The following is a 25,945-nucleotide window of genomic DNA, read 5'->3' on the forward strand; positions in this document are numbered from 1 at the left end:
CAAGCATATGACATTGAATGACCCTACTGAAGTTTCGGCCCAACTGGAAATGGAACTCCACCATATTCTTGATTTTTGGAAAAACAACACCAAGGACATGGAATTTGGCGGTTTCATAGGTCGCATTGACCACAATAACAACATAATTAAGAAGGCTCCAAAAGGAATTATACTGAATACCCGTATCCTATGGACATTCTCGAGGGCCAATAATTTTTATAAGGACAACAGATACGGTGCGGAATGTCAATTGGCCTTCGATTATTTATACGACTATTTCAGGGATGCGGATTTAGGCGGTGTGTATTGGGAAGTTGATTACAAGGGTTGTGCAACGAACAAAAAAAAACAAGTTTACGCCCAGGCCTTTTGTATTTATGCCTTGGCGGAATATTATAAATATTGCGCCAATACCAAAGCACTTACTTGGGCGATGGAACTATTCGACTTACTGGAAGCACATTCGTACGACCCCAAGCTAAAAGGCTATATTGAAGCCTTTGATGAAAAATGGGGTTCCATCGAAGACCTTAGGCTCAGTGACAAGGAATTAAATGCACCAAAAACCACCAACACCCATTTACACGTACTTGAGGCTTATACAACACTCTATGAGGTAACCAAGGACCCTAAAGTCAAAAACGCCCTCTTGGGGATTTATGACCTGTTCTTAAACCGGGTTTTTAAGAAAGACAATCATCTCGATTTATTTTTCACCAACGATTGGCAATCACTTTCCTCCGAAATATCTTTCGGTCATGATATCGAAACGGCGTGGCTATTGATCCACGGGGCGAAAACCATTGGCGACCAGGAACTTCAAAGGAAAACCGAGAACCTTTTGCTCTCGGTTACCAATACTTTTGTAGCCGAGGCATTGGATCAGGATTTTGGCGTGATCAATGCAATAGACCCCATGACCGAAAAACTGGATAACGACAAACATTGGTGGCCCCAGGCGGAAGCCATGGTAGGTTTGGTGTATGCATGGAAAATCACGAATGACGATTCCTTTTTCAATATGGGTTATAAAGTCTGGCAATTCATCAAAAACCATATTATCGACCATAAGAATGGTGAATGGTTTTTTAGGGTGGATGTTGATGGGGTACCGTACACTAGTGAAGACAAAGTAGGTCCTTGGAAATGCCCCTACCACAATTCCAGGGCACTTATTGAAATAATTTCAATGATAAAGGGTTAGGACCTTTATAGCACCCTCTTAATACCTATGAAATCATCGCGATATTCAGTAGGTGTCCTTTTTTTGTTTTTCTTAAAAACCCTATTGAAATTGGCAATACTATTGAAGCCACAAATGAAAGCGATTTCAGAAATAGCCAAATCCCTTTCGATCAAGAATTTTGAGGCATAGCCAATACGTACCTCGTTCAAATAATCCACAAAGGTTTTCCCTGTTCTTTTTTTAATGAACCTATTGAAGGAAACGTTACTCATATTAACCAGATCCGCCGCCTCTGTCAATGTTATTTTACGGGCGTAATTCTGCTGTACGAACTCGTACAGTTTTTTGATTTTATTATTATGCTCAAAATGGGGTGGCTCAGGGGTCAAAGTCGATAGTAGACGTTGATTTCTCGAAATAGCCAAATCGTATAGAATCGAAAACAATTCCATGAAATTATCCATACCTCCCATTTTGGACACCCTCAACAATCTATTCTTCATCGCCAATGACACTTCCTTGGAAAAAAGGATACCATGGGAAGACCTTTCGAACATCTCCCGAATAGGCCTCATTACACTTCGGTTCATCATCGCTTCACCAAAGAGGTCGCTATGGAACTGTATGGTAACTTCCCTTACTTTCTTATTCGTGCAATTATGCTGTTCCCAAACATGGTATAAATTAGGACCTACCAAAACCAATTCTATATCATCTATCTCCTCCATACAATCCCCAATAAACCTTCGTACCCCTTTTCCGTTTAAAACGAAATTCAACTCCATCTCTGGATGATAATGCATGGGATAATCAAAAAACTCCTTGGTCCTGTCCTCTACCAAAAAACTGTCCTCTGAAGAGAGCGTGACAATCTCCCTGTGAATTTTTTTTAATATATCCATTGTCCTTAGGTTGTTTTTGAAGCTATACATTACCCAAATGACAAAATATTGGCAATAGAACCTAACTTATTTAGTTAGATTTGATTAGGTAATGTATATCACATATGATTAGGTCTTAGCAATTTAATAAAATATTCCTAAATAAATTAACATTTTATTGTTTTGAGTTACCTATTGCTAAAATATGATATGCCTTCTACCTCTAAGAGACGAATATAATAGGATTAATATGGGGAATCCGGGTCATATTCCTATTTGAAATAAGACAAAATTGAATTGATATAAGATTAAAATTAGTTTATTGAGTTAGTTTTTTTATCCTGTACAGCACCTTTGCTCCCAACCGACAAAGGTGTTGTTTTTTTTTGCATATCACCGATTACTGCAATCCCTCACCGATAATCAGCCATAACCATGACGGGGCAAACATTGGACTTATACCCAACAGGAGTCGACAAGAATTGGCAATCCACTTACTTTGTGACGTTTGGATCCCCAGGCATCTCAACATGAAGAGCCAGAAACAAACATCTCAGCCATAGCTGTGCCCTAAAACCTAAGCCGCGCTCCCGCCAGCCTCTTTCTTAATCCCTAATTTCAGTAATATCTTCTCTAACAAACACCATTTGGTAAAAGCCGATTGGAACATATTGGCACCTATGAACATCGTAAACCACAGCCAATTGATATTTACGTACACGGCCATAATAACACTCGCCATAATAAACACTCCTACTAAGGCCCTAAAATATGTATTCAACATAAGATTTCTTTTTAATTGATTTTTAAATACTTCTTTCTACAGGAACAACAATCGCCTTTATGGGATTATTGGTTTCCAAGCTCCCATTGAACTCCTTGATCAGTTCAAAAAGCGCATCTATCTTATCCTCACTGGTAAAAGAGAAAAACAAACTGGACTCGACCCCTCCCTTAACGTTCGGGAACCAACTCGATTTCATCAATAAGGAAATAGGATTTTTATAACCATCAATATCAGAACCACTGAAATTCTCGATCTCGGCCTTTTTAAAAAGGTCCATGACCTGCTTCTCATACTGTTCAACAACAGTTACCATTAATAGCTTCATACCTTTACATTTTAAATTAATTGTACTTCCACCATCCTTCTAAAAGATGGGATAAGAACGTATACCACAACTACGTTCCGGTATGGAGAATAGTGAAATCGGCCCTTATGGGCTAACCTTCACTAATTGTCAATACCCGGCTCATCCATTATTATTTATAATTTTTACGTTCGATCATATAGTACACCAAGGGCACAACCAAAAGCGTCAACACAGTAGACACGATCGTTCCTCCCATAAGTGATATGGCCAATCCTTGAAAAATAGGATCGAATAAAATTACAAAGGCCCCGATAACCACAGTACCCGCAGTCAATAAAATGGGTACGGTCCGTACGGCACCAGCCTCGATAACCGCCTGTTTGATCGGTATCCCCTCGGCCAATCGCAGATTCACAAAGTCGATCAACAGGACGGAATTCCTCACCATAATACCCGCAAGGGCAATCATTCCGATAAAGGAGGTAGCCGTAAAGAAAGCCCCCAACAACCAGTGTCCCAATACGATACCTACCATGGATAACGGTATGGCAACCATCATGACCACGGGTGCCTTAAAATTCTGGAACCAACCTACAATCAGAATATAAATGATGATAATGACCCCTAGGAACGCAATCCCCAAGTCTCTGAAAACTTCCAATGTAATTTGCCATTCACCATCCCATTTAACGGTATAATTGTCTTCAAAATCAGGTTGCTTTATATACAACTCATCCAGGGAATACCCTTCAGGAAGGTTTATTTGTTTCAGTTTATCGGTCATCCCTAAAATGGCGTATACGGGACTTTCCAAATCCCCGGCCATATCGGCCAGAACATATACCACCCTTTTTTGGTTTTTGCGATAAATGCTTTTTGCCCTTGTCTTCTGTTCTATCGTGACCAAATCGCCTATGGTGACCATATGGCCTTGTTGTGATTTGACCTTTAATTGTGCAATATCACCAATGGTCGACTTCTCTTTCTCATCCAAGGCCAAGACCAAACCTACCTGATGGGCAGCATCCTCGTCATAGAGATTGGTCACGGATCTTTCGGACAACGCCATATTCATGGTATGGGCTATTTGTTGTGGTGCTACACCATACAACATAGCCTTTTCCTTATCGATTATAAATTCATATTCGATTTGATCGGCCTCTACCATCCAATCCACATCGACAACATCTTCGGTATTGTTCAATATATTCTGGACTTGGTTGGCCACATCTATTTGTATATCGTAATCCGGACCATAAATCTCACCCACAATGGTAGAAAGGACAGGAGGTCCTGGAGGTACTTCCACGATTTTCACATTGGCATTGAACCGCTTCCCTATGCGTTGGATTTCGGGACGCAACAAACTGGCAATTTCATGACTCTGTTCGCTTCGCTCCCCCTTGTCGATAAGGTTCACTTGAATATCGGCCATATTACTTCCCCCACGCAGGTCATAGTGGCGTACGAGTCCATTAAAGGTTATTGGGGCCGATGTACCCACATACGTCTGATAATTCACCACTTCGCTGCGGGTAGCCAAATACTGTGCTATTTCCTTGGCCACTACTCCGGTACGCTCCAAGGTAGTGCCCTCGGGCATATCAATGACCACCTGAAACTCGTTCTTGTTATCAAAAGGCAACATTTTCACAGCAACCGATTTGGTAAAGAACAAACCAACGGAGGCAATCAACAGTAAGAACGTAATGCCTAAAAACAGCCACCTCTTCTTTTTATCCTCGATCAGTGGTTTTTCAAACTTCTCATACATACGATAGATAAAAGAATCCTCCATCGCTTTCTCCTCTTTCTCCCCGCTTCCCTTTTTTTCCTTTTCCCGAAGGAAGACAAACCCCAAATAGGGAGTTATCGTCAATGCCACAAAGAGTGACAACAACATCGCTATCGATGCACCAATGGGCATCGGACTCATATAGGGCCCCATTAAACCCGATACGAATGCCATGGGCAGTACGGATGCAATTACGGTGAATGTTGCTAAAATCGTCGGATTACCCACTTCATTGATCGCATATAAAGCCGCCTGTTTAAACGGCAAGCGTTTCATTTTAAAGTGACGGTGCATGTTTTCCGCAATAATGATGGAATCATCGACCACAATACCGGTGACGAATACCAAAGCGAAAAGCGTAATTCGGTTCAAGGTATAATCGAGCATGTAGTAGCTCAATAAAGTAAGGGCAAAAGTGATGGGGACCGATAAAAACACGACCAAGCCACCCCGCCAGCCCATGGCCAACATAACCACAAAGGTCACAGCGACAATGGCCCCAATAAGGTGCATTAAAAGTTCGGATACCTTATGGGAGGCTGTTTCCCCGTAGTTACGGGTTACCTCCACATGAACATCATCCGGAATCAAATCCTTTTTCAAATGCTCCACCTTATCCAATATGATATCGGATATCTTCATGGCATCGGCTCCCTTACGTTTGGCAACGGAAATCGTTACTGCAGGATACTCGGATTTAAAATCGACCGCCTTTTCACTGGCTTGTCCAAAGCCCAACGCCACATAATCCTTAGGAATCTCAGGTCCATCCTGAATACTTGCGATCTGCTTTAAGTAAATTGGCCTATTTTGTTGAACGCCAACCACTAAGTTCTCCACATCTTCGGCCGTTTCCAGGAATTTACCGGTGGTAACCGTGAACTCCGTGTCGTTTTTATCAAAGGAACCACCACCCAATTGCTGGTTATTGGCCTGGATCATTTGGGCCACGCCAAGAAAATCCAAACCACTTTCGGCCATCTTTTCCTTATCGAGTACGACCCTTAATTGCCTATTTCTGCCCCCGATTTTTTTAACCACCGACACATCATTGATTTTTTCAATCTCATCGGTAAGCTCCTGTGCAATCAACTTAATGCGATAATCATCATAAGTATCGCTCCATAAGGTAAGCCCCAACATGGGCACATCATCAATGGCACGCGTTTTTACCAAGGGGAAAGTGACACCTTGGGGCATAATGTCCATATGCTTGTTGATCTCATTATAGAGCTTAACGAATGACCGCTCTATATCCTCCCCTACATAGAATTGCACAATGACCATGCCCTGTTCTTTCATTGAAGTTGAGTACACATACTCGACTCCCTTGATGTTCGAAATCAGTTTTTCCAAGGGTTTCGTAACCCTGGATTCCACTTCTGTCGGACTTGCCCCTGGGTATCCCACAAAGATATCCGCCATAGGCACATCGATCTGGGGTTCCTCTTCCCTAGGTATTAAAAAGGAGCTGTAAACCCCAATGACCATAAACACGATCATCAGAAGTACTGTTAATTTAGATCCAATGAATAATTTGGCGATTTTGCCAGCTAATCCTTCCTTCATTCTATTGATTATTTAATTTTTTGGGCGTTCGGGCGGGCTTTCACCAGTCGCTTTTTTTATACAAAAAAGAGCTCCAACAATGGCTCAATCCCTAACGCAAAATTTACTATTGGATACTGATTTTGGCTCCATTATACAATTTGCCTTCCGCCGATACGATATATTGCTCATCGGATGTCAAACCGGATAGTACCTCAACCTGGTCCCCCATGGTCCTACCCAATCGCAACCATCGCAACAAGGCCGTATTACTCTGGCTAACGGTATAAACCCCCGTTAGTTCCCCATTGTTGACGATCGCTTCTTTTGGGATCATAACCGATTGGGCATTCTTTTTCTGGGCGATAGGAAAACGTACCGTGGCATACATACCCGATAAAATCCCAGCATCGGTCTTGTCTAAAACTACCTTGACCAAATATTGTCCCCCCGTGTTCTTGGACGATGTGCTTATTTCAACCACCTTGCCCTTAACCGTTTCATTCAAGGATTTTAATATCACATCCACCGTTGTATTGGCCTTGATCTCGAGTATTTCATTTTCCGGTACCATGGCCATTACTTGAAATTTTCCAGGTGATTCCACTTCCAACAAAGGCATACCAGGATTCGCCATATCCCCTTCCTTGATAAACTTATTAGTTACGATACCACTGAAAGGCGCTCGAATATTGGCATATGAAAATTGGGCATTTACCTCATTCTTCATCTGTTTGGCTGCTTCCAATCGGGCTTTGGCCATATTATAATTGGCTGTTATGTCATCCAATTCCTTTTGGGAGGCACTATTTTCACTGAACAATGCCATAAACCGGTTGTAATCTTTCTCCGCATTGGTATATGCAGCCGTTGCTTCGGTAATACCTGCATTGACCTGGGCCAATTTTGCTGAAAGATCGGCATTACTGATACTGATCAACTGCTGGCCTTTTTGCACCTTATCGCCTACATTCACATATATCCTATCGACATAACCCATCATTCGGGTACTCAAATTGGCGCTGTTTACAGCTTCGATCTTACCACTTGTTGTTAAGAAAGAATCCCCGCCTTCTTCGGATACCGAATTTACCGACACCTTTATTATTGGGGTATTCTCCGCTATGTTTTTCTTTTTCCCATCCCCACAACTGGCAATGGAAAGTGCAAGCGTGATCAATCCTATGAAATACGTATTCCTCATCTTGATGTTTATTTTTTTACTGTTGAATTATTCCTTGGTTAAAAATTGTACATATGCCAGTGCATAGTTATGTTGAAAAATGGTGGCGTAATACTCCAACCGCTTTTGTGCATATTGGGTTTCCGCCATCAATAAATCAGTGGTTTTCTCCAATCCTTGTTCAAATCTATTGGTTCGGATCCTTAACGATTCCCCAGACTGTGCCAAAGCAAGAGCCGTAAGCTCCAAGTTGTTTTTGGCATCTTGAAGCATACGTATGGCCCTATTCAGCTCTACCTGACTTTCCGCTTTATATTGGTTGAGTTCCAATTTCGATTTTTCGAATTCGGCCCTACTTTTCTTTGCCTTACCAAAACGTTTTGAACCTGCGAAAATATCCCATTTCAATTCGGCCCCGAACAGATAGCCTTCCGCATCGGCCTGAAACACACCGTCATCATGCAACTCATACGTACCAAAAGCATTCAACCGTGGAAGAAAACTCATTTTATCGGACCTGTACATTTGCTGGTAGGCCTCAGAGGCTGAGGACATGGCAAGAATATCCTTCCTGTTTTCCGGCAAAACATCAAAATCCACATCTTGGGTAAGAACAGTCAATGAATCTGCAGGTTTCAAAATGATATAGCTTTGATCGTTCATCAAGACCGATAATTGGTTCGAGGCATTTTTAATATTGCTTAAGGCATATTGCAGCTGGTTATCGATCTCAGTAACCCGCACCTGAACGGCCAAAACATCCGATTTTTGTAAATACCCCTGTTTAAAGCTATTATCGGCCAACCTTTTATTCTCTAGAGCCGCTTCCTTTGCTTTTTCGAGTACTTCAACCGTTTTATAGGATAGTTGTAATTGCATATAGGCCTTATCGACCATCAATTGTATATAGTCTTGCTTGCGTTCTGCCTGCATTTGTGTGGCGTTCCATTTGGCTTTAGCCGCTTTTCGCTGGTAGAGTCCATCAAAATTCAACAAAGGTTGTTGTACTTCGATACGCGTAGCAAAATCCTCTATTTGTTTGGGGTCGTTAAGCGATAGGGGGTCAAAATCAGCTTGGGTCAATATTTCCTGGTTCAACTTTGAACCAAAGGCCATTAATGGATTTGTAGTGGCTATCCCTGTATGGGAAATACTGATATTGGGTAGCAACACAGCATTACTTTGCATATAGTCTCCCTTGGCCGCCAAAACCTCCTGTTCCGATATTTTGAGGGCATTATTCCCCTCAAGCACTTTAGTAAGCACTTCATCCTTGGTAATCAAGACTGTTTCTTGTGCCCGTATTCCCGTTAAAACAATGAAAAATGCAAGTATTAAAAGTATTCTCCTCATCACTCAATTAATTTGTGGTAAAATTAGAAGGTGTCACATAACCTAACAGTAACTTATGTTACCTTGGGTTGTAACATTTGTTACCCAAAAAAATCGTTACGGGAAAATCAGATCATAGGCATAGGCCAAATATGCTATGGATTAGCTAAAGTTTAACTCCATAAGATAAATCACCTGCATCCCCAAGTCCGGGAACTATGTACCCCTTCTTGGTCAATTCATCATCAATGGCCGCAATCCATAAATGCGTGTCTTTAGGAAAGACCTTTTCTACATAGTCTACACCCTGTTTAGACCCAATTACCGAAATAATATGGATTTGTTTGGGTTGTCCATGGCTTTTCAGAGCCTTTAATACATTCTCCAAGGTTCTACCCGTAGCCAACATGGGATCGGTCAACACCAAGGTTTTGTTTTCCAGGCTGGGTGCTGCAAAATATTTTACAATGACCTCAAAATCATCCCCTCCATTGGGGTGGTGCCTATAGGCCGAAATAAAGGCGTTTTCTGCACGGTCTAAATAATTCAACAACCCATTATGCAATGGGATTCCTGCCCTTAATACCGAACAGAGTACAAGATCATCCATGGGCAATGCGATATCCTTGGTCCCTAGTGGTGTCTGTACGGTCTTGTTTTCATACCCCAAGGTCTTACTCATTTCATAACACAGAATCTCTCCGATGCGTTCGATATTCCGTCGAAATCGCATAGGGTCTTTCTGAATCTCGATATCACGGATTTCGGCAATAAAACGATTCAACACTGAAAATCCGGACTCAAAATCATGTAATATCATAAACCTTGTTTTTAGCTTCTAAAATACGTCATAATTGGTAGTTTTTATTAACAAAAAAAGAAAAAATCCATTTACCATTCTTAGTGTAAAACCAATCGTTGATTCCTGCCGACCCGTAAAATCCATGGGCTTTAATCTTGTTCAATTACGTTCTCCATTTTTTCACTATTACACCATCCTTGGGGAATGCCCATGTATCCTTAAATTGATAATAAAAGCACCCGACGGCTGTCGGGCACTTCTTATTAACAACTAAATTAATGTGGAAATAGCCCACGTAACAAAAATCCTAAAAAGGATAAGCAGTGCTTTGCCCCCTTACAGACCTTTTACCTATTGTTAGCCTGAATACGATGGGACATTCAACTACTTAACTATTCCCTATTCTGTTTCCCATGCCTTTTTTTCGCCATCCACTCCAAACGGGATATCCATTATCATTCCTAAGTTTCAAGACATGCTCATTTTTCTCAACTTCTTTTACGATAATGGCGGGCGCATTCTGGAAGGTTATCCTAGAACCGGTTATGCGCACTTCATCCCCTTTTTGAAATTGGATAACCTGATTGTCCAAATACCATGTTGGCCCCAAGTGAACCGATATCGTTTCCGTTTTGGTTTTAACACTCAAATATAGGCCTTGGGACATTTTATTGTTCTGCTCTATCCTCTCAACCCCAATTACCGTACCTATAAGGGTTTCCACTGTATTCGGGTTGTACATTCTACCGTAGTCGGAATTTTGTCCCCACCCCCTACTTCCTTTTTGGGCCGTTAAAGCGGTGGTTCCCAGTACAACAAATACGACCAAAAGCACTATTTTTTTCATGATGTCATCTTTTAACTATATCTGGGCGAAATTATTCCAGTAATTAATCAAGTACAATGATTATGATCAGGTGAAAGGTACAAAGGGAATGGTTTGATGTTTTTTACATATAAGGGTATACCATAAAAAAGCATCCGCCGATCGGCGAATGCTTTTATCAACAACCAAACAAAATTGACCAATGGGCACTGATCAATTTATCGTTAAACTACAATTGATCAAGGGCCTTACTTTTCCTTGGCACCTTCCAAAATTGTATTATATCCTCGAATTTCAATAGTTCTTACTTCGATAGCAAATTGCAATTAAAAACAAAACCCCACCGCTACTTTTGTTACACAAAAAAAGACACCTACTCAATCGATGTAAGTGCCCTTTTTTCAACAACCAAACAAATCAATGAAATTAGGGGTGTTTATTGTACCTCGCGGGTACCCCCATGGCCACCAGCAACAATGACCAATATTTTTAAACTTAAATAAATGAACTTAAAAAACTGAATGATGGGATTCATCATTATAAACCGTTTTCTTTTCGATATTCTACGTGTCATATTCTAAATTTTTATTCTGGGATCAACCACCAAAAAGGTCTCATTTTGGCCTTGTACAAAAAGGCATGGTGAAGGGCCAACTTTAACCAATGACCCGCCAAACCTATTTCCCCAAAGGTTTTACCCAACTTTCGACCATACGTGTCCGGATATTTGTTAAAATCGGGAACGATAGGGAAAGTGGTAATACTGATGCCACTACCTTTTGTTATTCCGTATCCAGAGGAAGCGATACATGCAGCCCCCATATTACCCATTGAACCCTTATGGTGCAACGATGGTTTTTTCTTTTTAATCGTATCTATAATATTATCCGCGACCAACTTGGCAGTAATACCGGAAGGCATACCTGTACGCGGTGGTGCCGGGGATATTGGGGTTCCGTTTTTACTGACCCTTGGTTTTGAAATCGCATGTGGAGGTGCGAAAGCGATTCCAGGTGCAAAAATATTCGCGTAAGAGGGATTTTGATAGGTTTCTGGCCAATCCTGTACAGACCATTCCTCATAAGGTTTGGGTGTATAGTCAGCATCCACGATCATAAACCCTCTAAACAGTTTTTCCGTGATATCTTGATCATTCTTATCGTATGCCTTAAATCCGTGTCCAGAAAAAGCAGGGATCAACATGGCAAAATCATAGGTTTCCGTATGAAATTCGCCATCCAATGTTTCATAATGGGCTACACCCTCCTCAATTTTATTGACGCCAGCCCCAATGATCCATTTAATTCCCCGGTCCTCAAAGACCATCTCGACCAACTCACTCGATTTCATAATATTGCTACCATAACTGAGCAACATGCCATCCATTCCAAAATCACCCAATTGGGGTTCATTGGCTATCCACGTAAGCTCTGCCATGTCCCTTACCCCATGCCTATTCAATTCTTGTTCCACGTTCAAAATATATTCAAAAGCAGCGCCTTGACAGGTAGATTTGGCATGGCCGGTCCCAATTAATATTTTGGCTTTCTTACCTTGTTTCATCTGCTGGATCAATTGATCCAAAGCATGCCATGCTTCGGTTGCATGGGTATAGGTACAAACAGAATATGCTTTATGGGTGGCTGGCTTTAGACCTTCGGTCATTTCAAAAGCCAATTTTGGACCCGTAGCATTGATAAGATAATCGTAAGTGACTTTTTCGGTAGTGCCCTTGGCCTCCCCGGCAACATACTCGGCCTTAACAAAGGGTTTGTCTATTTCTGTGTCCCCTTCTGGATGAAAGGTAACGACTTTGGCCTGTTTAAATTCAATGCCTTTCTTTTTATATAGGGGCTCCAAAGGAAAAATAATATCCTTGGGTTCCATACGTCCGATACCTACCCATATATTGGAAGGTACCCATTGGTAATTGCTATTGGGGGAAACTACCGTAACCGTATGTTCCTTGGATAATTTTCTGCGTAAATGGGTCGCAGCGACGTGCCCGGAGATGCCAGCTCCCAAAACAACAATTCTAGACATTCTTGATTATTTAAATTTCAATAAAATTACTTCTGACAATAGAGAGGAGCAATGATTGATATCATGTGCCCTATCCGCATTACTATTGTAAAGATTGAGTTTAAATGAAACTTATACTGCTACTTATGTTACACTTACAACAATTTAAGGCCTTTTTAAAGAATGAAGGGGATAAATACAACAAAAGGCGCCTCAATAGCTTAATGTTCCCCGTAACCCACATCATCCATTTTACCTTTAAAAACCCGGTATTGGACGACCATATAGAAAATAACCAACACCAAGGCTATAAAGAACCAATTCATACCAACAGAAAGTCCATATTCATGGGCAGCCACATTGTACAGTGTCAATGATGGGTTAACCGTATTGGTCGAGGGCAGTAGTTTGGGAAATATCGAAGCCACGGTAGAGGCCAAACCTCCCAACAAAAACAAGGAGGAAAACAAAAATCCCATGCCATGCTTTTTAAAAGTCCGTACTTTGAACAAACCGAACAACCCAACAAACGTTATTATCGGGAATAACCACATTAAGGGATATTGTACGAAATTCTGAAAAGGATCGGGTTCAATAATATGCCAAATCAACAAGGAGACCACAACCAAGGCGAGCAATACAAAATTCAGGATAAACACCACCCGCTTTAATCTGTCGTTTATACTGGAGTTTGTTTTGAAGATAATCCAATTGGCACCGTGAATCGTCAAAGCGACCACACTAACCACACCCAAGAACAGTGTAAACCAATCAATAATGCCCAGGTGTTCTGCTTGTGGACTAAAAGTGGGGTTCCACAAGGGTAAAAAGAAATAATGGGCCTCTTGGGTAGACACCCCATTTTCAACCATACCCAAATTAACACCCCTGACAACATTGCCCAGTGCCACACCGAAGAAAAGTGCCAATAACAAACTAGCCACCCCAAACGCCTTATCCCATATTACTTCCCAAATCCTGTTATGCACTTGCCCTCTTAATTCCAATCCTATTGCCCTAAAAATAAGCAGCCATAAAATCATGATCAAAGGCAGATAAAATCCACTGAAAGAAGAGGCATACAAGGTTGGGAATGCGAAAAACAGAACCCCTCCTGCGGCAATCAGCCAGACTTCATTAGCATCCCAAAAGGGTCCTATAGCACTGGTAATGGCTTTTTTATCCTTCTCGGTTTTCGCGAAAAACAGATGGATGATTCCCGCCCCAAAATCATAACCATCCAAAATAACATAGACGGCCAACATTATCACTAAAACGATATACCAAAATAATTCCATATTCAATGTTTTAAAATGTGAGGACCTTTATTGATAATTTTTCCAGCCAACATAAGGAACAAGAGTCCAAGAAGCAGATAAAGCCCAATAAACCCGAGCAATGTGAATAGGGTGTTTCCTGAGGAAACCGTTGGGGATGCCCCTGCGGAGGTTCGCATTAAATTATAAACCAACCATGGTTGCCGTCCTAATTCCGAAGTATACCAACCCGTGGTATTGGCGATGTATGGAAATGGCAGCATAAATAAAAGCGACCACAAGATCCATTTTGTTTTATATAATTTTTTCCGATATAATTGAATGGTAGCCAAAAGCATCAACCCTATGAAAATCGTCCCTAGTCCCACCATAATATGATAGGAATAGTAGAGTCCTGGCACGTTGGTAGGATAATCCTTGGCATCAAACTCATTCAATCCCTTAATTTCCGCATCCCAATCCTGATAGGTCAGAAAGCTAAGGATATTGGGCACCGCAATTTTGTTATCCAATTTTTTCTCAAGCATATTGGGCTGCCCGATCAACACAATCTCAGAACCTCCCTGCTCTGTCTCAAAAATACCTTCCATGGCCGCGAAAGTCACAGGTTGGTGTTTTGCTACATTCTTGGCAACCATATCCCCTGTTGGGAAAGCAACCAACACACTGGATATCAATCCAAAAACAACGCCGGTTTTTACAAACAGTTGACCAAATTCACTATGCTTTTTGTTTAAAATATAAAAGGCCCCTATGGAAGCTACCACGAAAGATGAGGTAATTACGGAAGCCAATTGGTTATGCAGATAGGAAGGCCATAACCAAGGATTGGAAAAGAGGGCCGAAAAATTATTGAGAACGAACTTCCCGTTTTCCATTATTTCATAACCCACAGGGAATTGCATCCAAGAATGGGTCGCAATAATCAAGAATCCACTCGCCCAAGACCCCAGAAAGACCAGAAAACCGGTTACAAAGTGCAATTTATGCCCTAACAGCTTTTCCCCAAAAAGAAACAGTCCCAAAAAAGAAGACTCCAAAAAGAAGGAGAACATGCCTTCCATAGCCAAGGTCTGCCCAATAATCCCCCCAGTAAGCTCGGAAAACTTTGCCCAGTTGGTACCGAATTGAAACTCCATCGGAATTCCGGTAACAACCCCCATCGCAAAGTTCAGGGCAAAAATCTTCATCCAAAATTTAGCCGCCTCGTTATACTTCTCCAATTTAGACCTTAAGAACTTCCATTTGAAATAGACGATCATCAGCGAAAGTCCCATGGTCAATTGTGGAAAAAGATAGTGAAAGGTAATAGTGAACGCAAACTGCATTCGATCATAAAAAAGCATGTCTTCCATACCGAGGATCTTTAAATGGATTATTTTTATAGACTATGAAATCAAGTTAAGAAGCACCAAATTTCATTGATCCATAAGAGAAAAACCGTAACCATTGTTACAGTAGTATAAAATTAAAAAAAAAGTTTCCCCAGCGTGTACTTTACACCCTGGAATTTACAAAATAATCATCCCCCCGTATCCAAGGATCGCCCTCCAACTTAAACCAAGATGAATCATGAAGGATATAACCACTCCCATGATAAAAAAGAAGCCCTGTGAAATAAATTCACAGGGCCTCGAACCATCAATGAAAAAATCCTATTTAAACACGGGATAAATAGTTAATCCCAATCCAACAATCTCTTTTGTCCTTCCAACTTTTGAATCTCTGTAATATCTTGGGACATTTCAATGACCCCCTTATAGTTTTTGTCCGTATCACGGATAGCAAAATATCTGATATGTATGACCCTACCTTTAAAATTGAACCAAAATTCAGCGACATCTTTAGTTCCAGCCTTAAATTCATCCACAATCCTAAGAACCATATCAACACTCTTGGGGGGATGACAAAAACGGACTTCCCTTCCTATAATCCCCTTACTCCTGGCAAAAACCCTATCATCACCCCTATTATAAAAAATAACTTTGTCATTTTCGTCTACGTAGGTAATGTCCACAGGTAAAAAACGCAACAATAGATTAACCTGTTCCGGAGTCATATAACCCTCGTCATAATGAAAGGTATTCTCTAGGGAAAAGGATAGATCGCGCTTTTTAAAATCTTCACTCGGATGCACATAGGTATCCTCAACCATTGGATAAGGAGCCGGTTTTTCCAACAACATCCAACCAATTTCCTCATCCCCTTGATAGAATTCCTTCCATTCATCCTCTGTCAATAATTCCAATGCCGTAGGGAACAAACGCATATCCTCAATGCTCATTAGTCGCTTTATCCCATCAATGAGGTACGGCAGGTTATCCACGATTTTCTCTGTGTTTCTTTCCGAATTGTACGTATTGATCAATCGCATTTGATCTCTTAAATTATCGTGAAAAGACCACATGCCCTGACTTGGCCCTTTCCAACCATGTTTTTCCAGGTATGGGAACAGTTGATTTTCCTTACGTGCGAATCTTTTTTCAATAGTGGTGAGTTGATTGTAAATATTGAAATACTTTTCAAAATCCTCTACAGGGTCGGATTCTTGAAGTTCCATCAACAAATCATTGATCAAGGCCCCTTCCTCGTAATAGACACTAATAGGATGCCCTTTGGGCAATGTTTCAACAGTGGGTAAAAATGAATTCATTATGCTATGATTTTTAAAGCTTTGGGTACTAAAACATGTTTTTCGAAATGCATATATCCATGCACTTTATTATCTAATTGTTGTAGGCTTTGGTATAAGTACCGATACGAATTACACGCTTCCTCCGGTGCGGTATAGTTTGATGATAGATTTGCTATTTTATGGAATACCCCTTCTATAAAACTTTGCCCAGCAGTAATCCTTTCCACGGCCCCTTTAAGTGCTTCTAGCTGTTTAAAGGTTATTTCCGCATTTGGATTGTCTAAACTCAAAATGGTATCGATTGCAGGAAAAAGTCTATTTAACGTATTGGCAAAAGTCCTATCCAGACTTATTCCAACAGTCTGGAGAAGTTCCTTTATATCTACAACTTCACGATGTCCGGCACCATGAACATCAGCTACTTTGGAAGCCAATGGCAGTATTTCCTTAAAACTATGATCAATAGTTGGGTAATATTCGGTCTTTACCATTTGCATTAAGGAACCGAGGTCACGATCGGTTAAACTGGAAGTACCAACAATTTTATTGTTCATTGACTCAATTTCCTGCCTTAACGTCTCGAAGGTTATGCCTTTTTCCGTACATGCGGCCTCTAGGGTCAACCCTCCCCCACAGCAAAAATCGATGTTATATTTACTGAAAATATGGTCTGACCCGAGTTTTTTGGAAACCACTTCGGCAATCGTATTTTCTTTTACTATTTCCATACAACCTGTAATGCTCTTTTAATTAAGGATTAAAAGATGTTTTTGTCTTTAATACAAAAGTATTGGTCTCGCTAAACTGAAATTATGATAAATGTCAGTTTATGAACAAAAAGTTACATTAACTTTGTATTGTGAGAAACCATTCTAGAACCATAACGACGTTATTCTTGGTTTTAACCCTCGCCAGTAGCCTAAAGGTTGCCGGCACCTTAGGCTATTATGCTTTATTCACCGATGATTTTATTGAGCGATACTGTGAAAACAAGGAGCGTCCCGAACTACACTGCGATGGTAAGTGTTATCTGGCAAAAATGCTCTTACAGGAGTCTAAAGATGACAATCCGCCTATAAATGTTGAGCTTTTAAAAAATGAAACCGTTCTATTTTTAGAAAAAAGTCCTGCCTTTGATTTTAATGTTGGCCGCGAACCTACTATGGCCAATTACCATTACACGAATAACTACGATTACAACTTCCAAAAGAAAGAAATACACCCGCCACGTTCATAGTGTTTACTCCTTTTATTTTCTATGTTGAACAATACGATTCCCCGTATTCCAATTCAACATTAATTACACTTTAACTAAAAGAATCAACTATGAATGCAAAACATTTAATGGTGATTGCCTGTACCTTGTTCGGTCACTGGATAAGTGCGCAAAACTACAAAGGTCAAGTCTTACACCATACCAATAATACACCTGTAAAGGAAGCCCATATTCTATTGAACAATAAAGCCATCGGTTATTCGGATGCCGAAGGATTCTTTGAAGTAAGCATTCCTGAAAAAGGGGCTACCCTAACCATTTCACATTTAGGATTTCAGAGCATTGACAAATTTATAACACCTCGGAAAGATGTGGAATCGTTCTATCTCATAGAAGCACCCATTAGTATTTCCGGTGTTATCGTTAGCGGTGATTCCAAAATGGACCCGGTTTTTACCGTTGAAACCAATGACTATGTAAAAAAGATCGTACAGCCGCGTAACGTAGCTGACCTTTTTAACGATGTAAATGGATTTGCCCTAATAAAAAGGGGTAACTACGCCAATGACCCCAGCTTTAGGGCTTCACAATATGAACAGTTGAACGTTCAGTTCGATGGTGGCACCAAGGCCATGCATGCCTGCCCTAACCGAATGGACCCCATTACAACCCATGTCATTCCTGAGGAAATTGAAAAAATAGAGATTATCAAAGGGCCCTACACCGTTCGCTATGGATCCACCTTTGGTGGCATAGTCAATATGGTTACCCAAGTACCGGATGCCAGTGATTATGGTTTACACGGAAGTGTACATGCAGGATATGAGAGTAATGGGGGTTCATTGGTTTCCATGGCCAGATTACAACAAGCCACTGAAAAATATGACCTTACGGGAAATATTGGCTTTAGGGATTTCGGCAATTATGAGGATGGGGATGGCACTGAGGTCCCTTCCTCTTTCCGAAGTTTGGATTACGGATTAAAGGCCGGTTATAATTTTACACCAAACCAACGCTTACAGGCCCATTGGAGACAATCTTACGGTAGGGATGTATTGCATGCCGGATTGCCCATGGATACGGATTTGGATGACAGTAGTATTCTTTCTTTGGATTATAAACTTACGGGACTAAACGGTACGCTCAAGACCATGGATGCAAAACTATATTATAGTTATGTAGACCATATCATGAGCAATACCAACCGACCCAGTTTTATGATGACCGATGCCGTGTCTAAAATCAATGCGACCACCGCAGGGGGTAAAATCGAATTCAAGCTAAAACCAAGTGAGGAATTCACTTTGTTTACAGGATTGGATGCCATGCATATTGCCAGGGATGGTGAACGCACGCGATTGGTGAAGCGGAATATGATGGGGCCATTGGAAACCCCGGTGGAGTTTATCGACAAAGTGTGGCAAGATTCATATATCAATGACCTTGGAGTTTTCGCCGAGGGCAAATACATGCTGTCTGCCAACACGATCCTTACCGCAGGGTTACGCTATGATTTGGTCACTTCGGAAATAAAAGACCCCGAAGCTGATTTCGCTGCGCTATATCCCGATTTGGATAAACGTAACGAACATAACGTGAGTGGTACGGTTTCCTTAAAATATGTCCCAAGCACGCTATTCATCATGGAACTTGCCTATGGGCGGGGCGTTCGTTCGGCCAATATGATAGAGCGGGTGATCAATCATTTTACCGTTGGTCAAGATGCCTATGAATATATAGGAAATCCCAATTTGGATGCCGAGGTGAACAATCAATTCGAAATTGGATTTTCCGGCAAACTTCCCTTCTCCGAGAATTCAAACGACCGCTTTAATTACAGTAGTTCATTCTATTATTCTTATTATGAAAACTATATCGTTGCGGTAATCGATGAAACCCAGACCCGAAAGTTCATGCCTACCAATGACCCTAAAAATCCAAAGGTTTTCAGAAACCTGGATGAAGCCTATAAAACCGGTTTTGAGATTTCCGCTGGAATTGACTTTCTCAATGATTTTAATTTTACGACGGAGTTGGCCTATGTCTATGCCAAAAACAAGGATTTGAATGAATCATTACCCCTAGTGCCCCCTTTGACCACTAGTTTTAAATTTGGATTTGAGAAAGAACGGTTTTGGGTGAATGCCACCTATAGGATAACCGCAAAACAGGATGATATCTCTTCTTCCTTTGGTGAAACCTCAACACCCGGTTATGAGGTCTTGGATCTTCGCTTGGGCGTTGTCCCATTCAAGAACCTGACTTTGGGCGTGGCAGCATTGAATGTTTTTGACGAGACTTATCATAACCATTTGAATTTCTCATTCAACAATCAGGCTGATTTTGGCAGGACACCCATAAATGATCCCGGTAGAAACCTATCGGCCTTTGTCCAATACAAATTTTAATAAATACAAACGGGGGCAAATGCCCCCGTTTCTTTACAATGTATTGCATATTAGTTACTTCTTGAAGGTATAGGCAATGCCCAACATTATCATATCAGTGGTCATGTCATAGGAAACCTCACTTCCTGGAATGGCCCCATATGGTGGATACGCCTGAATGAACATAGGGTTCAATAATGGTCCACTGGTAGCATCACCACTAGCACCGTGGTGATAGACAGCGTCCAAGGCAAGATTATCGCTTATTTCATACGAAAAACCAACCTGGAAAGCATTCTTTATTACTGCCGTAGCCGGAATATTGAAAAAGGTAACCTCATCATTGATTGGATTACTACTATAGGTATACCCCAATCGAAGAGGTAATTTTTCAATCCCCTTATATTGGATTCCCGCAGAGATAATTGATATATTCTCCCATCCAAAACCAGCGACCGATGCTGTGGGTGTCCATCCCGTTTCAGCAAAACCATCGGTATTCTCATAATCGACCAAGCGATAATCCAAAGCCAAATCAATAGTACCCAAAGAGTACCCTAAACCAAGGGAGTATATCGCTGGATAATCCATATTGAAATCATTGGTTCCGGTAGAACCATCCAGATAAGTATTGTCAAATTCAAAATCCCCAAAGGTTTGTGTGGTTTTATACGAGGCACCTGCCTTAAACCCTTTACCAGAATCATAAAAAACACCGAATTGTGCCCCAAAACCGAGAGCAGTTGCCTTGTCTGTTGAAGGGTAACCTGCGGTTTGGCTCGGATTAGCCGTTGGGTTGGGCATTAACTCCAGGGTGGCATAATTGAAAGTCGGTTCCACGCCTATTGAAAACTGGTCCGAAATTTCATAAGCATAGGTAAACCCTATTTGCAATAGGATATAATCGGATTCTATTGCCCCAAAGCCACCCATGTTCTGTGGCATATTAATAGGATTGGTTGTGCTCTCGGGAAAAGTAACCCCAAAACCACTGATACCAAAAGCAGAGGCCCCAAAAGTATGTTTGCTACCCTCCTTACCCCAGACCATTGCCAAGGCAGGCATAGGGGAAACACCCCTGTCATCCTTGGTAGTTCCACTGAAAAAATTACCTGTGGGTTGTCCTTCCCCATCAAATTCCGGGACTGTTGAATACAATTGGGGCGATGAGAAGAAGAGTCCCATATCAAATTTTATGATTTTATCATCAAAAGTTGAAATAGCAGCTGGATTCCATTGTAAGGCTCCCGAGATATCCAAAGGTTGCCCTGTGGCAGCGCCACCCATAGACATGTTGACAGCTCCGACCCCCTGCATAATATGACCCGACTGGGCCAAGGCTGCAGTAGCAAAGATCATAAAGACGAAATTTAGTGTTGATTTTTTCATTTACGTTGATTTTAGGGGCAACAACCGCCGATATCGAAGCAACCCTATGTTACTTCCATTCCATTACCTGTTACCGATTATATAATAGCCTTTCTAAAAATAAAGAACATAACAATCTGATATAATGACAATTATCATATACTGAAAATACGGACCCCCAACCTCGCCCATAGCTATATATTATTGACAATTAAAAATTAGATAAACAATAATTATGTGCTTTAAGGGATACAGTTTAAAAACTTTTGTAACAAATGTTACCAAAAATACTTGCTAACCAAGCATAATCCAGTATTTATCCTCAACAATTGATGGACAACATGGGTAGACAAAGACACCCAACGTAGTAATTGTGCGCTTAACACCAAAGATAAACGTTCGATGATCCTATACGGGTGCGCCATTAAACACCCCTGTTTTCATAAAACCTGCTTGGTCTTTCATTCTTCTTGGAATTAGGTTTAGAAAAAGATAAAAAATCACTGGGGCCAAAACCATGGGACAATCCAAATTGATTCTTATGCTTGGCTTACAATCGTTTAACCCACATTATATTACGAATGTACCCCTTTTGGTTCCTTAAGGGTGTTACCCTTTCTTTTGCGATTGCAGTTTTAAGATTCCCTCCAGTCATAAGACAATGACACCGATCATAGTGTAAATCGACTATTTATTTATCTTTATCATTTAGTGTAACTTTTGTTACAGAGTTTACCATTAAAATATACTTATCTTAAAACCTTGAATTTCAATCCATAAGATGAAAAGAAGAAATTTTGTTACTAGAACTGCTTTGGGTTCATTAAGCATGCTGATCGGGACGGATATTGTTTTTGGCAATACGATGCCTAAGGATTATAATCCCTTGGCCTTACAAGACCCTGACCCTTTTAAGATGTTCAACAAAGATCGCGGTATGGAAGTCCTTAACGACAAGCCTTGGAATATTGAAGCCAAAGCCCACTTGTTGGATGATAAGATTACCCCCAACACCTCTATGTTCCTTAGAAACAATGGATTGATTCCTGAAAATATAGATGCCAGTACATGGACATTGACCATCGACGGGGAGTCGGTAAGTAAGAGTAAAACCTATTCCTTGGCAGATTTAAAAACAAAGTTTCCACAATATACCTATCAATTAACTTTGGAATGCGGCGGAAATGGCCGAAGTGAATTTGACCCTCCAGCGAAAGGCAACCAGTGGACAGTCGGGGCGGTTTCCTGTGCCAATTGGACAGGGATCCGTTTGCGAGATCTTCTTGATGATGTAGGTATTAATAATGATGCTGTTTATATCGGTTACCACGCTGCCGATGTCCATCTAAGTAGAGATCCCAAAAAAGAGCCTATCTCACGGGGTGCCCCAATGCCTAAAGTAATGCAGGATGAAACCCTGATTGCATTTAAAATGAATGGGGAAGACATTCCCTTGGCCCACGGTTATCCCTTACGATTGGTCGCTGGTGGATGGCCTGCCTCTGTTTCAGGAAAGTGGATCAACCGCATCAGTGTCCGCAATATCATACATGATGGTACCAAAATGACCGGTACGGCGTATAGGGTGCCCTGTAATCCGGTTGCACCCGGGGAGAAGGTGAAAGACGAGGATATGTGTATTATCGAATCAATGCCTGTAAAATCACTGATTACCTATCCTAAGACTGGCGCAACCATTAAGGATGGTAAGGTTCTGAATATTCGGGGACATGCCTGGGCAGGTGAATTGGAAATATTGAAAATGGAATACTCCATAGATTTTGGTGCCACTTGGAAAACCTGTAATCTTGAGAAACCTGCCAACCGATTGGCTTGGCAACACTTTACGGCCGAGGTTTCATTTCCTAAAAAAGGATATTACGAAGTATGGGCAAAGGCCACTGATTCGATGGGAATAAGTCAACCCATGTTATTACCAGGATGGAACCCAAAAGGGTATCTGAACAATGCCTGTCATAGGATTGCAATAAAGGTTGTATAAATGGATGAACATACGAAATTCAAGCAACGGGCGAAGGCCATATACCAAATGCTTTTGGGCATTTTTGGTTTATTCGCGGTAGCCGCCTTTACTATATTATTTCTTATGCTGAATCCTGATTTGTTAAAAAAATCAGGACCCCAGGTTGAAGAAATGGAATACACAACCGTTCCTAAGGAAGATGATTTTGATAAGATAGAAAATGGGATACACGTCCGCACCGGCTTGGTCGATGCTGAAGGACTGATGACCGTAGTCAATAATTGCACCAATTGCCATTCGGCAAAATTAGTGACCCAGAACCGAATGAACGAGGAACGGTGGATCACCACCATTCGTTGGATGCAAGAGACACAGAATTTGTGGGACTTAGGACCCAATGAGAAAATTATCGTCAATTACCTGGTCTCCAATTATCCTCCTGAAAAAAAAGGGCGACGGGAAAATTTAAAAGATATTGAATGGTATGATCTTAATTAATGAAATCAAGACTGTATGAATTGACAACGTCTAGGTATAAGGATACACAGTGCACCCAAGAACGTTAAGCGTACAATCATAAATAAAAATGCTATGGAAAAATATGTGAATGCTTTTGTCAACTCCTTTATGGGGAGCATCGATTGGACTTGGAAATCCATAATCTTTGAAGTTCCCTGGTACACGAATTATTTCTGGGGACTTACCCTTATTTCTTTGATCGTCTGGGGATTGGAAATTGCTTTCCCATGGCGAAAGGAACAATCGATCTTTCGAAGGGATTTTTGGCTCGATGCCTTTTATATGTATTTCAATTTCTTCTTATTCGCCATTGCCATCAGTGGTTTTTATAAATTTTTGGGACTGCTCTTCAATGATATCGGTATTTCATCAAAAAGTTTAACCATTCTTGATCTTTCAGCCATGCCCATGTGGAGCCAATTGCTGATTTTCTTTATCATTCTTGACTTTGTACAATGGTTTACCCATGTACTGCTTCACAAATATGCCTTCTTATGGAAATTCCATAAAGTACACCATTCGGTCAAGGAAATGGGATTTGCCGCCCATCTTCGTTATCATTGGATGGAAAACATCATTTATAAACCCTTAAAAACCCTTGGGGTAATGGTCCTGGGAGGTTTTGAGCCAGAACAGGCCTACATTGTTCATTTCGTGGCCATTACCATTGGTCACTTCAACCATGCCAACATCAAGATAACATGGGGACCTTTAAAGTATATCCTCAATAATCCGGTGATGCATTTATACCATCATGCCTATACCCTGCCCCAAGGAACATATGGCATCAATTTTGGCATCAGTCTAAGCCTATGGGATTATATTTTTAAAACGAATTATGTTCCTGAAGACAGTGGTAATCTTGAATTGGGATTTCCTGGGGATGACAAATTCCCCCATGATTTCATACATCAGAATATCTATGGCTTCGGCAAACAGAAAAAGGAATGATCGCGATACTGGCTACGATTCAATATCAAGTATCAATTACCCGTTACATAAAGCTGTCGTCCATTGTGGGGCTGCTCGTTCCTGTAATTATTAATGGGCATCAATTTCTTTAGAAGGTCTACCTGTTCCAATGAAACCGTAATGGGTTCTTTTAAGATATACCAATTCACCCCTTCTGTACAGGGAGGGGTTGTTAAAGAGCCCGTATAAAAGAAATAATCCTTATTACTGGGCAAATTGTCGTTCATATTGAAGGGCAGATCCACTTCTTTTTTCTCACCAGCCTTAAGTGGCAAGAAACTTTCCAAGAAATCAAAAGGAATACTACTTACCCCTTCTTTGGCCATAACCGCAATAACGGTATACTGTCCGGAATCATTAATATGCACCAAATGCATTTCCAAGGGATAACGCACCCCATCGATCGTATGTTCCGACGGTTCATGAAAGTGTACTTGTTTTAAATCATATCGCAAACCATTGACCATGATATTATCCCCAGATTCAAAATTATATTGAATGCTATGCCCATTGTTGGTCACATCGTGTATTTTGGTGTTTTCGGCGTAATGAAGGGCTATAGGCTTAAGACTATTGTTTTCTTCGTATTTGACAATATTTATTGGGGATTGAAATTTACCATTGCAATCCGATTCCGCCTCAATCTCAGCCCAATGTTCCGGACCTGTCTCCCCCGCATAGCTCCAATGCTTTGATGATGACCCGTGTTCAACTTCCCTAGTTTCTGCGCCAATGTGGGTGTTTTTCGTCCCACTTTCTTTACAGGCCCCTAAGACCAATAAGCCTATGAAGGCATACATTGTATATTTCATTTGACAAATAGTATTTATGAAGGTTTTCGTAATGGGGACTGCATAAAACATTTAAATCCTTTGAACGTAAAACCACGTCAAAAGTAGATTTATTATCCAATTCCCA

22 protein-coding genes are annotated in these 25,945 nt (G+C 41.0%); 6 read left to right on the forward strand and 16 right to left on the reverse strand.

Going from position 1 to position 25,945, the window contains the following annotated elements; genetic code table 11:
• Positions 1-7 precede the first annotated feature (7 nt).
• The gene (locus LX92_RS17950; RefSeq protein WP_109653595.1) at positions 8-1,204 is read left to right on the forward strand and encodes an AGE family epimerase/isomerase; all 1,197 of its coding nucleotides are present in this window, start codon (positions 8-10) and stop codon (positions 1,202-1,204) included.
• 5 nt (positions 1,205-1,209) lie between these two features.
• Here LX92_RS17950 and LX92_RS17955 read toward each other — a convergent pair whose 3' ends face one another.
• From LX92_RS17955 to LX92_RS18015, 14 genes are all read right to left on the reverse strand, one after another.
• Positions 1,210-2,088 carry a helix-turn-helix domain-containing protein gene (locus LX92_RS17955; RefSeq protein WP_109653850.1) on the reverse strand — a complete coding sequence of 293 codons (879 nt, stop codon included), beginning with the start codon at positions 2,086-2,088 and terminating at the stop codon, positions 1,210-1,212.
• 556 nt (positions 2,089-2,644) lie between these two features.
• Positions 2,645-2,851, reverse strand: a complete 207-nt coding sequence (locus LX92_RS17960) for a YgaP family membrane protein (RefSeq protein ID WP_109653598.1) — start codon at positions 2,849-2,851, stop codon at positions 2,645-2,647.
• Between the two features lie 22 nt (positions 2,852-2,873).
• Positions 2,874-3,179, reverse strand: a complete 306-nt coding sequence (locus LX92_RS17965; protein WP_109653600.1) for a hypothetical protein — start codon at positions 3,177-3,179, stop codon at positions 2,874-2,876.
• A 151-nt stretch (positions 3,180-3,330) separates the two neighbouring features.
• Positions 3,331-6,525 carry an efflux RND transporter permease subunit gene (locus LX92_RS17970; RefSeq protein WP_109653602.1) on the reverse strand — a complete coding sequence of 1,065 codons (3,195 nt, stop codon included), beginning with the start codon at positions 6,523-6,525 and terminating at the stop codon, positions 3,331-3,333.
• Between the two features lie 106 nt (positions 6,526-6,631).
• On the reverse strand, positions 6,632-7,708 hold the full coding sequence (locus LX92_RS17975; protein ID WP_109653604.1) for an efflux RND transporter periplasmic adaptor subunit: 1,077 nt from the start codon (positions 7,706-7,708) through the stop codon (positions 6,632-6,634).
• A gap of 27 nt (positions 7,709-7,735) precedes the next feature.
• Positions 7,736-9,040 (reverse strand): TolC family protein, encoded by a 1,305-nt coding sequence (locus LX92_RS17980; RefSeq protein ID WP_109653606.1) that lies wholly within the window; start codon positions 9,038-9,040, stop codon positions 7,736-7,738.
• Positions 9,041-9,185: 145 nt separating this feature from the next.
• Positions 9,186-9,839, reverse strand: coding sequence for a uracil phosphoribosyltransferase (upp, locus tag LX92_RS17985; protein ID WP_109653608.1), 654 nt, complete (start codon positions 9,837-9,839; stop codon positions 9,186-9,188).
• Between the two features lie 370 nt (positions 9,840-10,209).
• Positions 10,210-10,668: a C2 domain-containing protein gene (locus LX92_RS17990; protein ID WP_109653610.1), complete on the reverse strand. Its 459-nt coding sequence runs from the start codon at positions 10,666-10,668 to the stop codon at positions 10,210-10,212.
• A gap of 415 nt (positions 10,669-11,083) precedes the next feature.
• Positions 11,084-11,221, reverse strand: coding sequence for a hypothetical protein (locus LX92_RS22500; RefSeq protein WP_170117887.1), 138 nt, complete (start codon positions 11,219-11,221; stop codon positions 11,084-11,086).
• An 11-nt stretch (positions 11,222-11,232) separates the two neighbouring features.
• Entirely contained in the window at positions 11,233-12,690 is a 1,458-nt protein-coding gene (locus LX92_RS17995; protein ID WP_109653612.1) for an NAD(P)/FAD-dependent oxidoreductase, read from the reverse strand.
• A 200-nt stretch (positions 12,691-12,890) separates the two neighbouring features.
• Entirely contained in the window at positions 12,891-13,967 is a 1,077-nt protein-coding gene (cydB, locus tag LX92_RS18000) for a cytochrome d ubiquinol oxidase subunit II (protein WP_109653614.1), read from the reverse strand.
• Positions 13,968-13,969: 2 nt separating this feature from the next.
• Complete coding sequence (locus LX92_RS18005) at positions 13,970-15,301, reverse strand: cytochrome ubiquinol oxidase subunit I (RefSeq protein WP_109653616.1); 1,332 nt, start codon at positions 15,299-15,301, stop codon at positions 13,970-13,972.
• Positions 15,302-15,624: 323 nt separating this feature from the next.
• Positions 15,625-16,599 carry a DUF438 domain-containing protein gene (locus LX92_RS18010; protein WP_109653618.1) on the reverse strand — a complete coding sequence of 325 codons (975 nt, stop codon included), beginning with the start codon at positions 16,597-16,599 and terminating at the stop codon, positions 15,625-15,627.
• Complete coding sequence (locus tag LX92_RS18015) at positions 16,599-17,309, reverse strand: DUF542 domain-containing protein (RefSeq protein ID WP_109653620.1); 711 nt, start codon at positions 17,307-17,309, stop codon at positions 16,599-16,601. The genes LX92_RS18010 and LX92_RS18015 overlap by 1 nt, the downstream gene beginning before the upstream one ends.
• Before the next feature lie 131 nt (positions 17,310-17,440).
• Between LX92_RS18015 and LX92_RS18020 the strand changes: the two genes are divergently transcribed.
• Together LX92_RS18020 and LX92_RS18025 are read left to right on the forward strand one after the other, a co-directional pair.
• A complete protein-coding gene (locus LX92_RS18020; protein WP_146197864.1) occupies positions 17,441-17,818 on the forward strand; it encodes a hypothetical protein in 378 nt (125 codons plus the stop codon).
• Positions 17,819-17,907: 89 nt separating this feature from the next.
• On the forward strand, positions 17,908-20,205 hold the full coding sequence (locus tag LX92_RS18025; RefSeq protein WP_109653624.1) for a TonB-dependent receptor domain-containing protein: 2,298 nt from the start codon (positions 17,908-17,910) through the stop codon (positions 20,203-20,205).
• A gap of 54 nt (positions 20,206-20,259) precedes the next feature.
• Here LX92_RS18025 and LX92_RS18030 read toward each other — a convergent pair whose 3' ends face one another.
• On the reverse strand, positions 20,260-21,573 hold the full coding sequence (locus tag LX92_RS18030; RefSeq protein WP_109653626.1) for an OmpP1/FadL family transporter: 1,314 nt from the start codon (positions 21,571-21,573) through the stop codon (positions 20,260-20,262).
• A gap of 760 nt (positions 21,574-22,333) precedes the next feature.
• Between LX92_RS18030 and LX92_RS18035 the strand changes: the two genes are divergently transcribed.
• The 3 genes from LX92_RS18035 to LX92_RS18045 all read left to right on the forward strand — a co-directional run bounded on the left by LX92_RS18035 (position 22,334) and on the right by LX92_RS18045 (position 25,006).
• The gene (locus LX92_RS18035; RefSeq protein ID WP_109653628.1) at positions 22,334-23,554 is read left to right on the forward strand and encodes a sulfite oxidase; all 1,221 of its coding nucleotides are present in this window, start codon (positions 22,334-22,336) and stop codon (positions 23,552-23,554) included.
• On the forward strand, positions 23,555-24,034 hold the full coding sequence (locus LX92_RS18040) for a monoheme cytochrome C (RefSeq protein ID WP_109653630.1): 480 nt from the start codon (positions 23,555-23,557) through the stop codon (positions 24,032-24,034).
• A 93-nt stretch (positions 24,035-24,127) separates the two neighbouring features.
• Positions 24,128-25,006: a sterol desaturase family protein gene (locus LX92_RS18045; protein WP_109653632.1), complete on the forward strand. Its 879-nt coding sequence runs from the start codon at positions 24,128-24,130 to the stop codon at positions 25,004-25,006.
• Positions 25,007-25,038: 32 nt separating this feature from the next.
• On the opposite strand, the gene LX92_RS18050 is transcribed toward LX92_RS18045, so the two are convergent.
• The gene (locus LX92_RS18050) at positions 25,039-25,839 is read right to left on the reverse strand and encodes a carbonic anhydrase (protein ID WP_109653852.1); all 801 of its coding nucleotides are present in this window, start codon (positions 25,837-25,839) and stop codon (positions 25,039-25,041) included.
• Positions 25,840-25,945: the final 106 nt, after the last annotated feature.

Source organism: Maribacter polysiphoniae, from assembly GCF_003148665.1.
Lineage (GTDB): Bacteria > Bacteroidota > Bacteroidia > Flavobacteriales > Flavobacteriaceae > Maribacter_A > Maribacter_A polysiphoniae.

What these genes read in the sequence shown, in the direction of transcription:
- LX92_RS17950 (WP_109653595.1), top strand. Translation starts at nt 8, where the DNA reads ATGACATTGAATGACCCTACTGAAGTTTCGGCCCAACTGGAAATGGAA.
- LX92_RS17955 (WP_109653850.1), bottom strand. Translation starts at nt 2,088, where the DNA reads ATGGATATATTAAAAAAAATTCACAGGGAGATTGTCACGCTCTCTTCA.
- LX92_RS17960 (WP_109653598.1), bottom strand. Translation starts at nt 2,851, where the DNA reads ATGTTGAATACATATTTTAGGGCCTTAGTAGGAGTGTTTATTATGGCG.
- LX92_RS17965 (WP_109653600.1), bottom strand. Translation starts at nt 3,179, where the DNA reads ATGAAGCTATTAATGGTAACTGTTGTTGAACAGTATGAGAAGCAGGTC.
- LX92_RS17970 (WP_109653602.1), bottom strand. Translation starts at nt 6,525, where the DNA reads ATGAAGGAAGGATTAGCTGGCAAAATCGCCAAATTATTCATTGGATCT.
- LX92_RS17975 (WP_109653604.1), bottom strand. Translation starts at nt 7,708, where the DNA reads ATGAGGAATACGTATTTCATAGGATTGATCACGCTTGCACTTTCCATT.
- LX92_RS17980 (WP_109653606.1), bottom strand. Translation starts at nt 9,040, where the DNA reads ATGAGGAGAATACTTTTAATACTTGCATTTTTCATTGTTTTAACGGGA.
- upp (WP_109653608.1), bottom strand. Translation starts at nt 9,839, where the DNA reads ATGATATTACATGATTTTGAGTCCGGATTTTCAGTGTTGAATCGTTTT.
- LX92_RS17990 (WP_109653610.1), bottom strand. Translation starts at nt 10,668, where the DNA reads ATGAAAAAAATAGTGCTTTTGGTCGTATTTGTTGTACTGGGAACCACC.
- LX92_RS22500 (WP_170117887.1), bottom strand. Translation starts at nt 11,221, where the DNA reads ATGACACGTAGAATATCGAAAAGAAAACGGTTTATAATGATGAATCCC.
- LX92_RS17995 (WP_109653612.1), bottom strand. Translation starts at nt 12,690, where the DNA reads ATGTCTAGAATTGTTGTTTTGGGAGCTGGCATCTCCGGGCACGTCGCT.
- cydB (WP_109653614.1), bottom strand. Translation starts at nt 13,967, where the DNA reads ATGGAATTATTTTGGTATATCGTTTTAGTGATAATGTTGGCCGTCTAT.
- LX92_RS18005 (WP_109653616.1), bottom strand. Translation starts at nt 15,301, where the DNA reads ATGGAAGACATGCTTTTTTATGATCGAATGCAGTTTGCGTTCACTATT.
- LX92_RS18010 (WP_109653618.1), bottom strand. Translation starts at nt 16,599, where the DNA reads ATGAATTCATTTTTACCCACTGTTGAAACATTGCCCAAAGGGCATCCT.
- LX92_RS18015 (WP_109653620.1), bottom strand. Translation starts at nt 17,309, where the DNA reads ATGGAAATAGTAAAAGAAAATACGATTGCCGAAGTGGTTTCCAAAAAA.
- LX92_RS18025 (WP_109653624.1), top strand. Translation starts at nt 17,908, where the DNA reads ATGAATGCAAAACATTTAATGGTGATTGCCTGTACCTTGTTCGGTCAC.
- LX92_RS18030 (WP_109653626.1), bottom strand. Translation starts at nt 21,573, where the DNA reads ATGAAAAAATCAACACTAAATTTCGTCTTTATGATCTTTGCTACTGCA.
- LX92_RS18035 (WP_109653628.1), top strand. Translation starts at nt 22,334, where the DNA reads ATGAAAAGAAGAAATTTTGTTACTAGAACTGCTTTGGGTTCATTAAGC.
- LX92_RS18040 (WP_109653630.1), top strand. Translation starts at nt 23,555, where the DNA reads ATGGATGAACATACGAAATTCAAGCAACGGGCGAAGGCCATATACCAA.
- LX92_RS18045 (WP_109653632.1), top strand. Translation starts at nt 24,128, where the DNA reads ATGGAAAAATATGTGAATGCTTTTGTCAACTCCTTTATGGGGAGCATC.
- LX92_RS18050 (WP_109653852.1), bottom strand. Translation starts at nt 25,839, where the DNA reads ATGAAATATACAATGTATGCCTTCATAGGCTTATTGGTCTTAGGGGCC.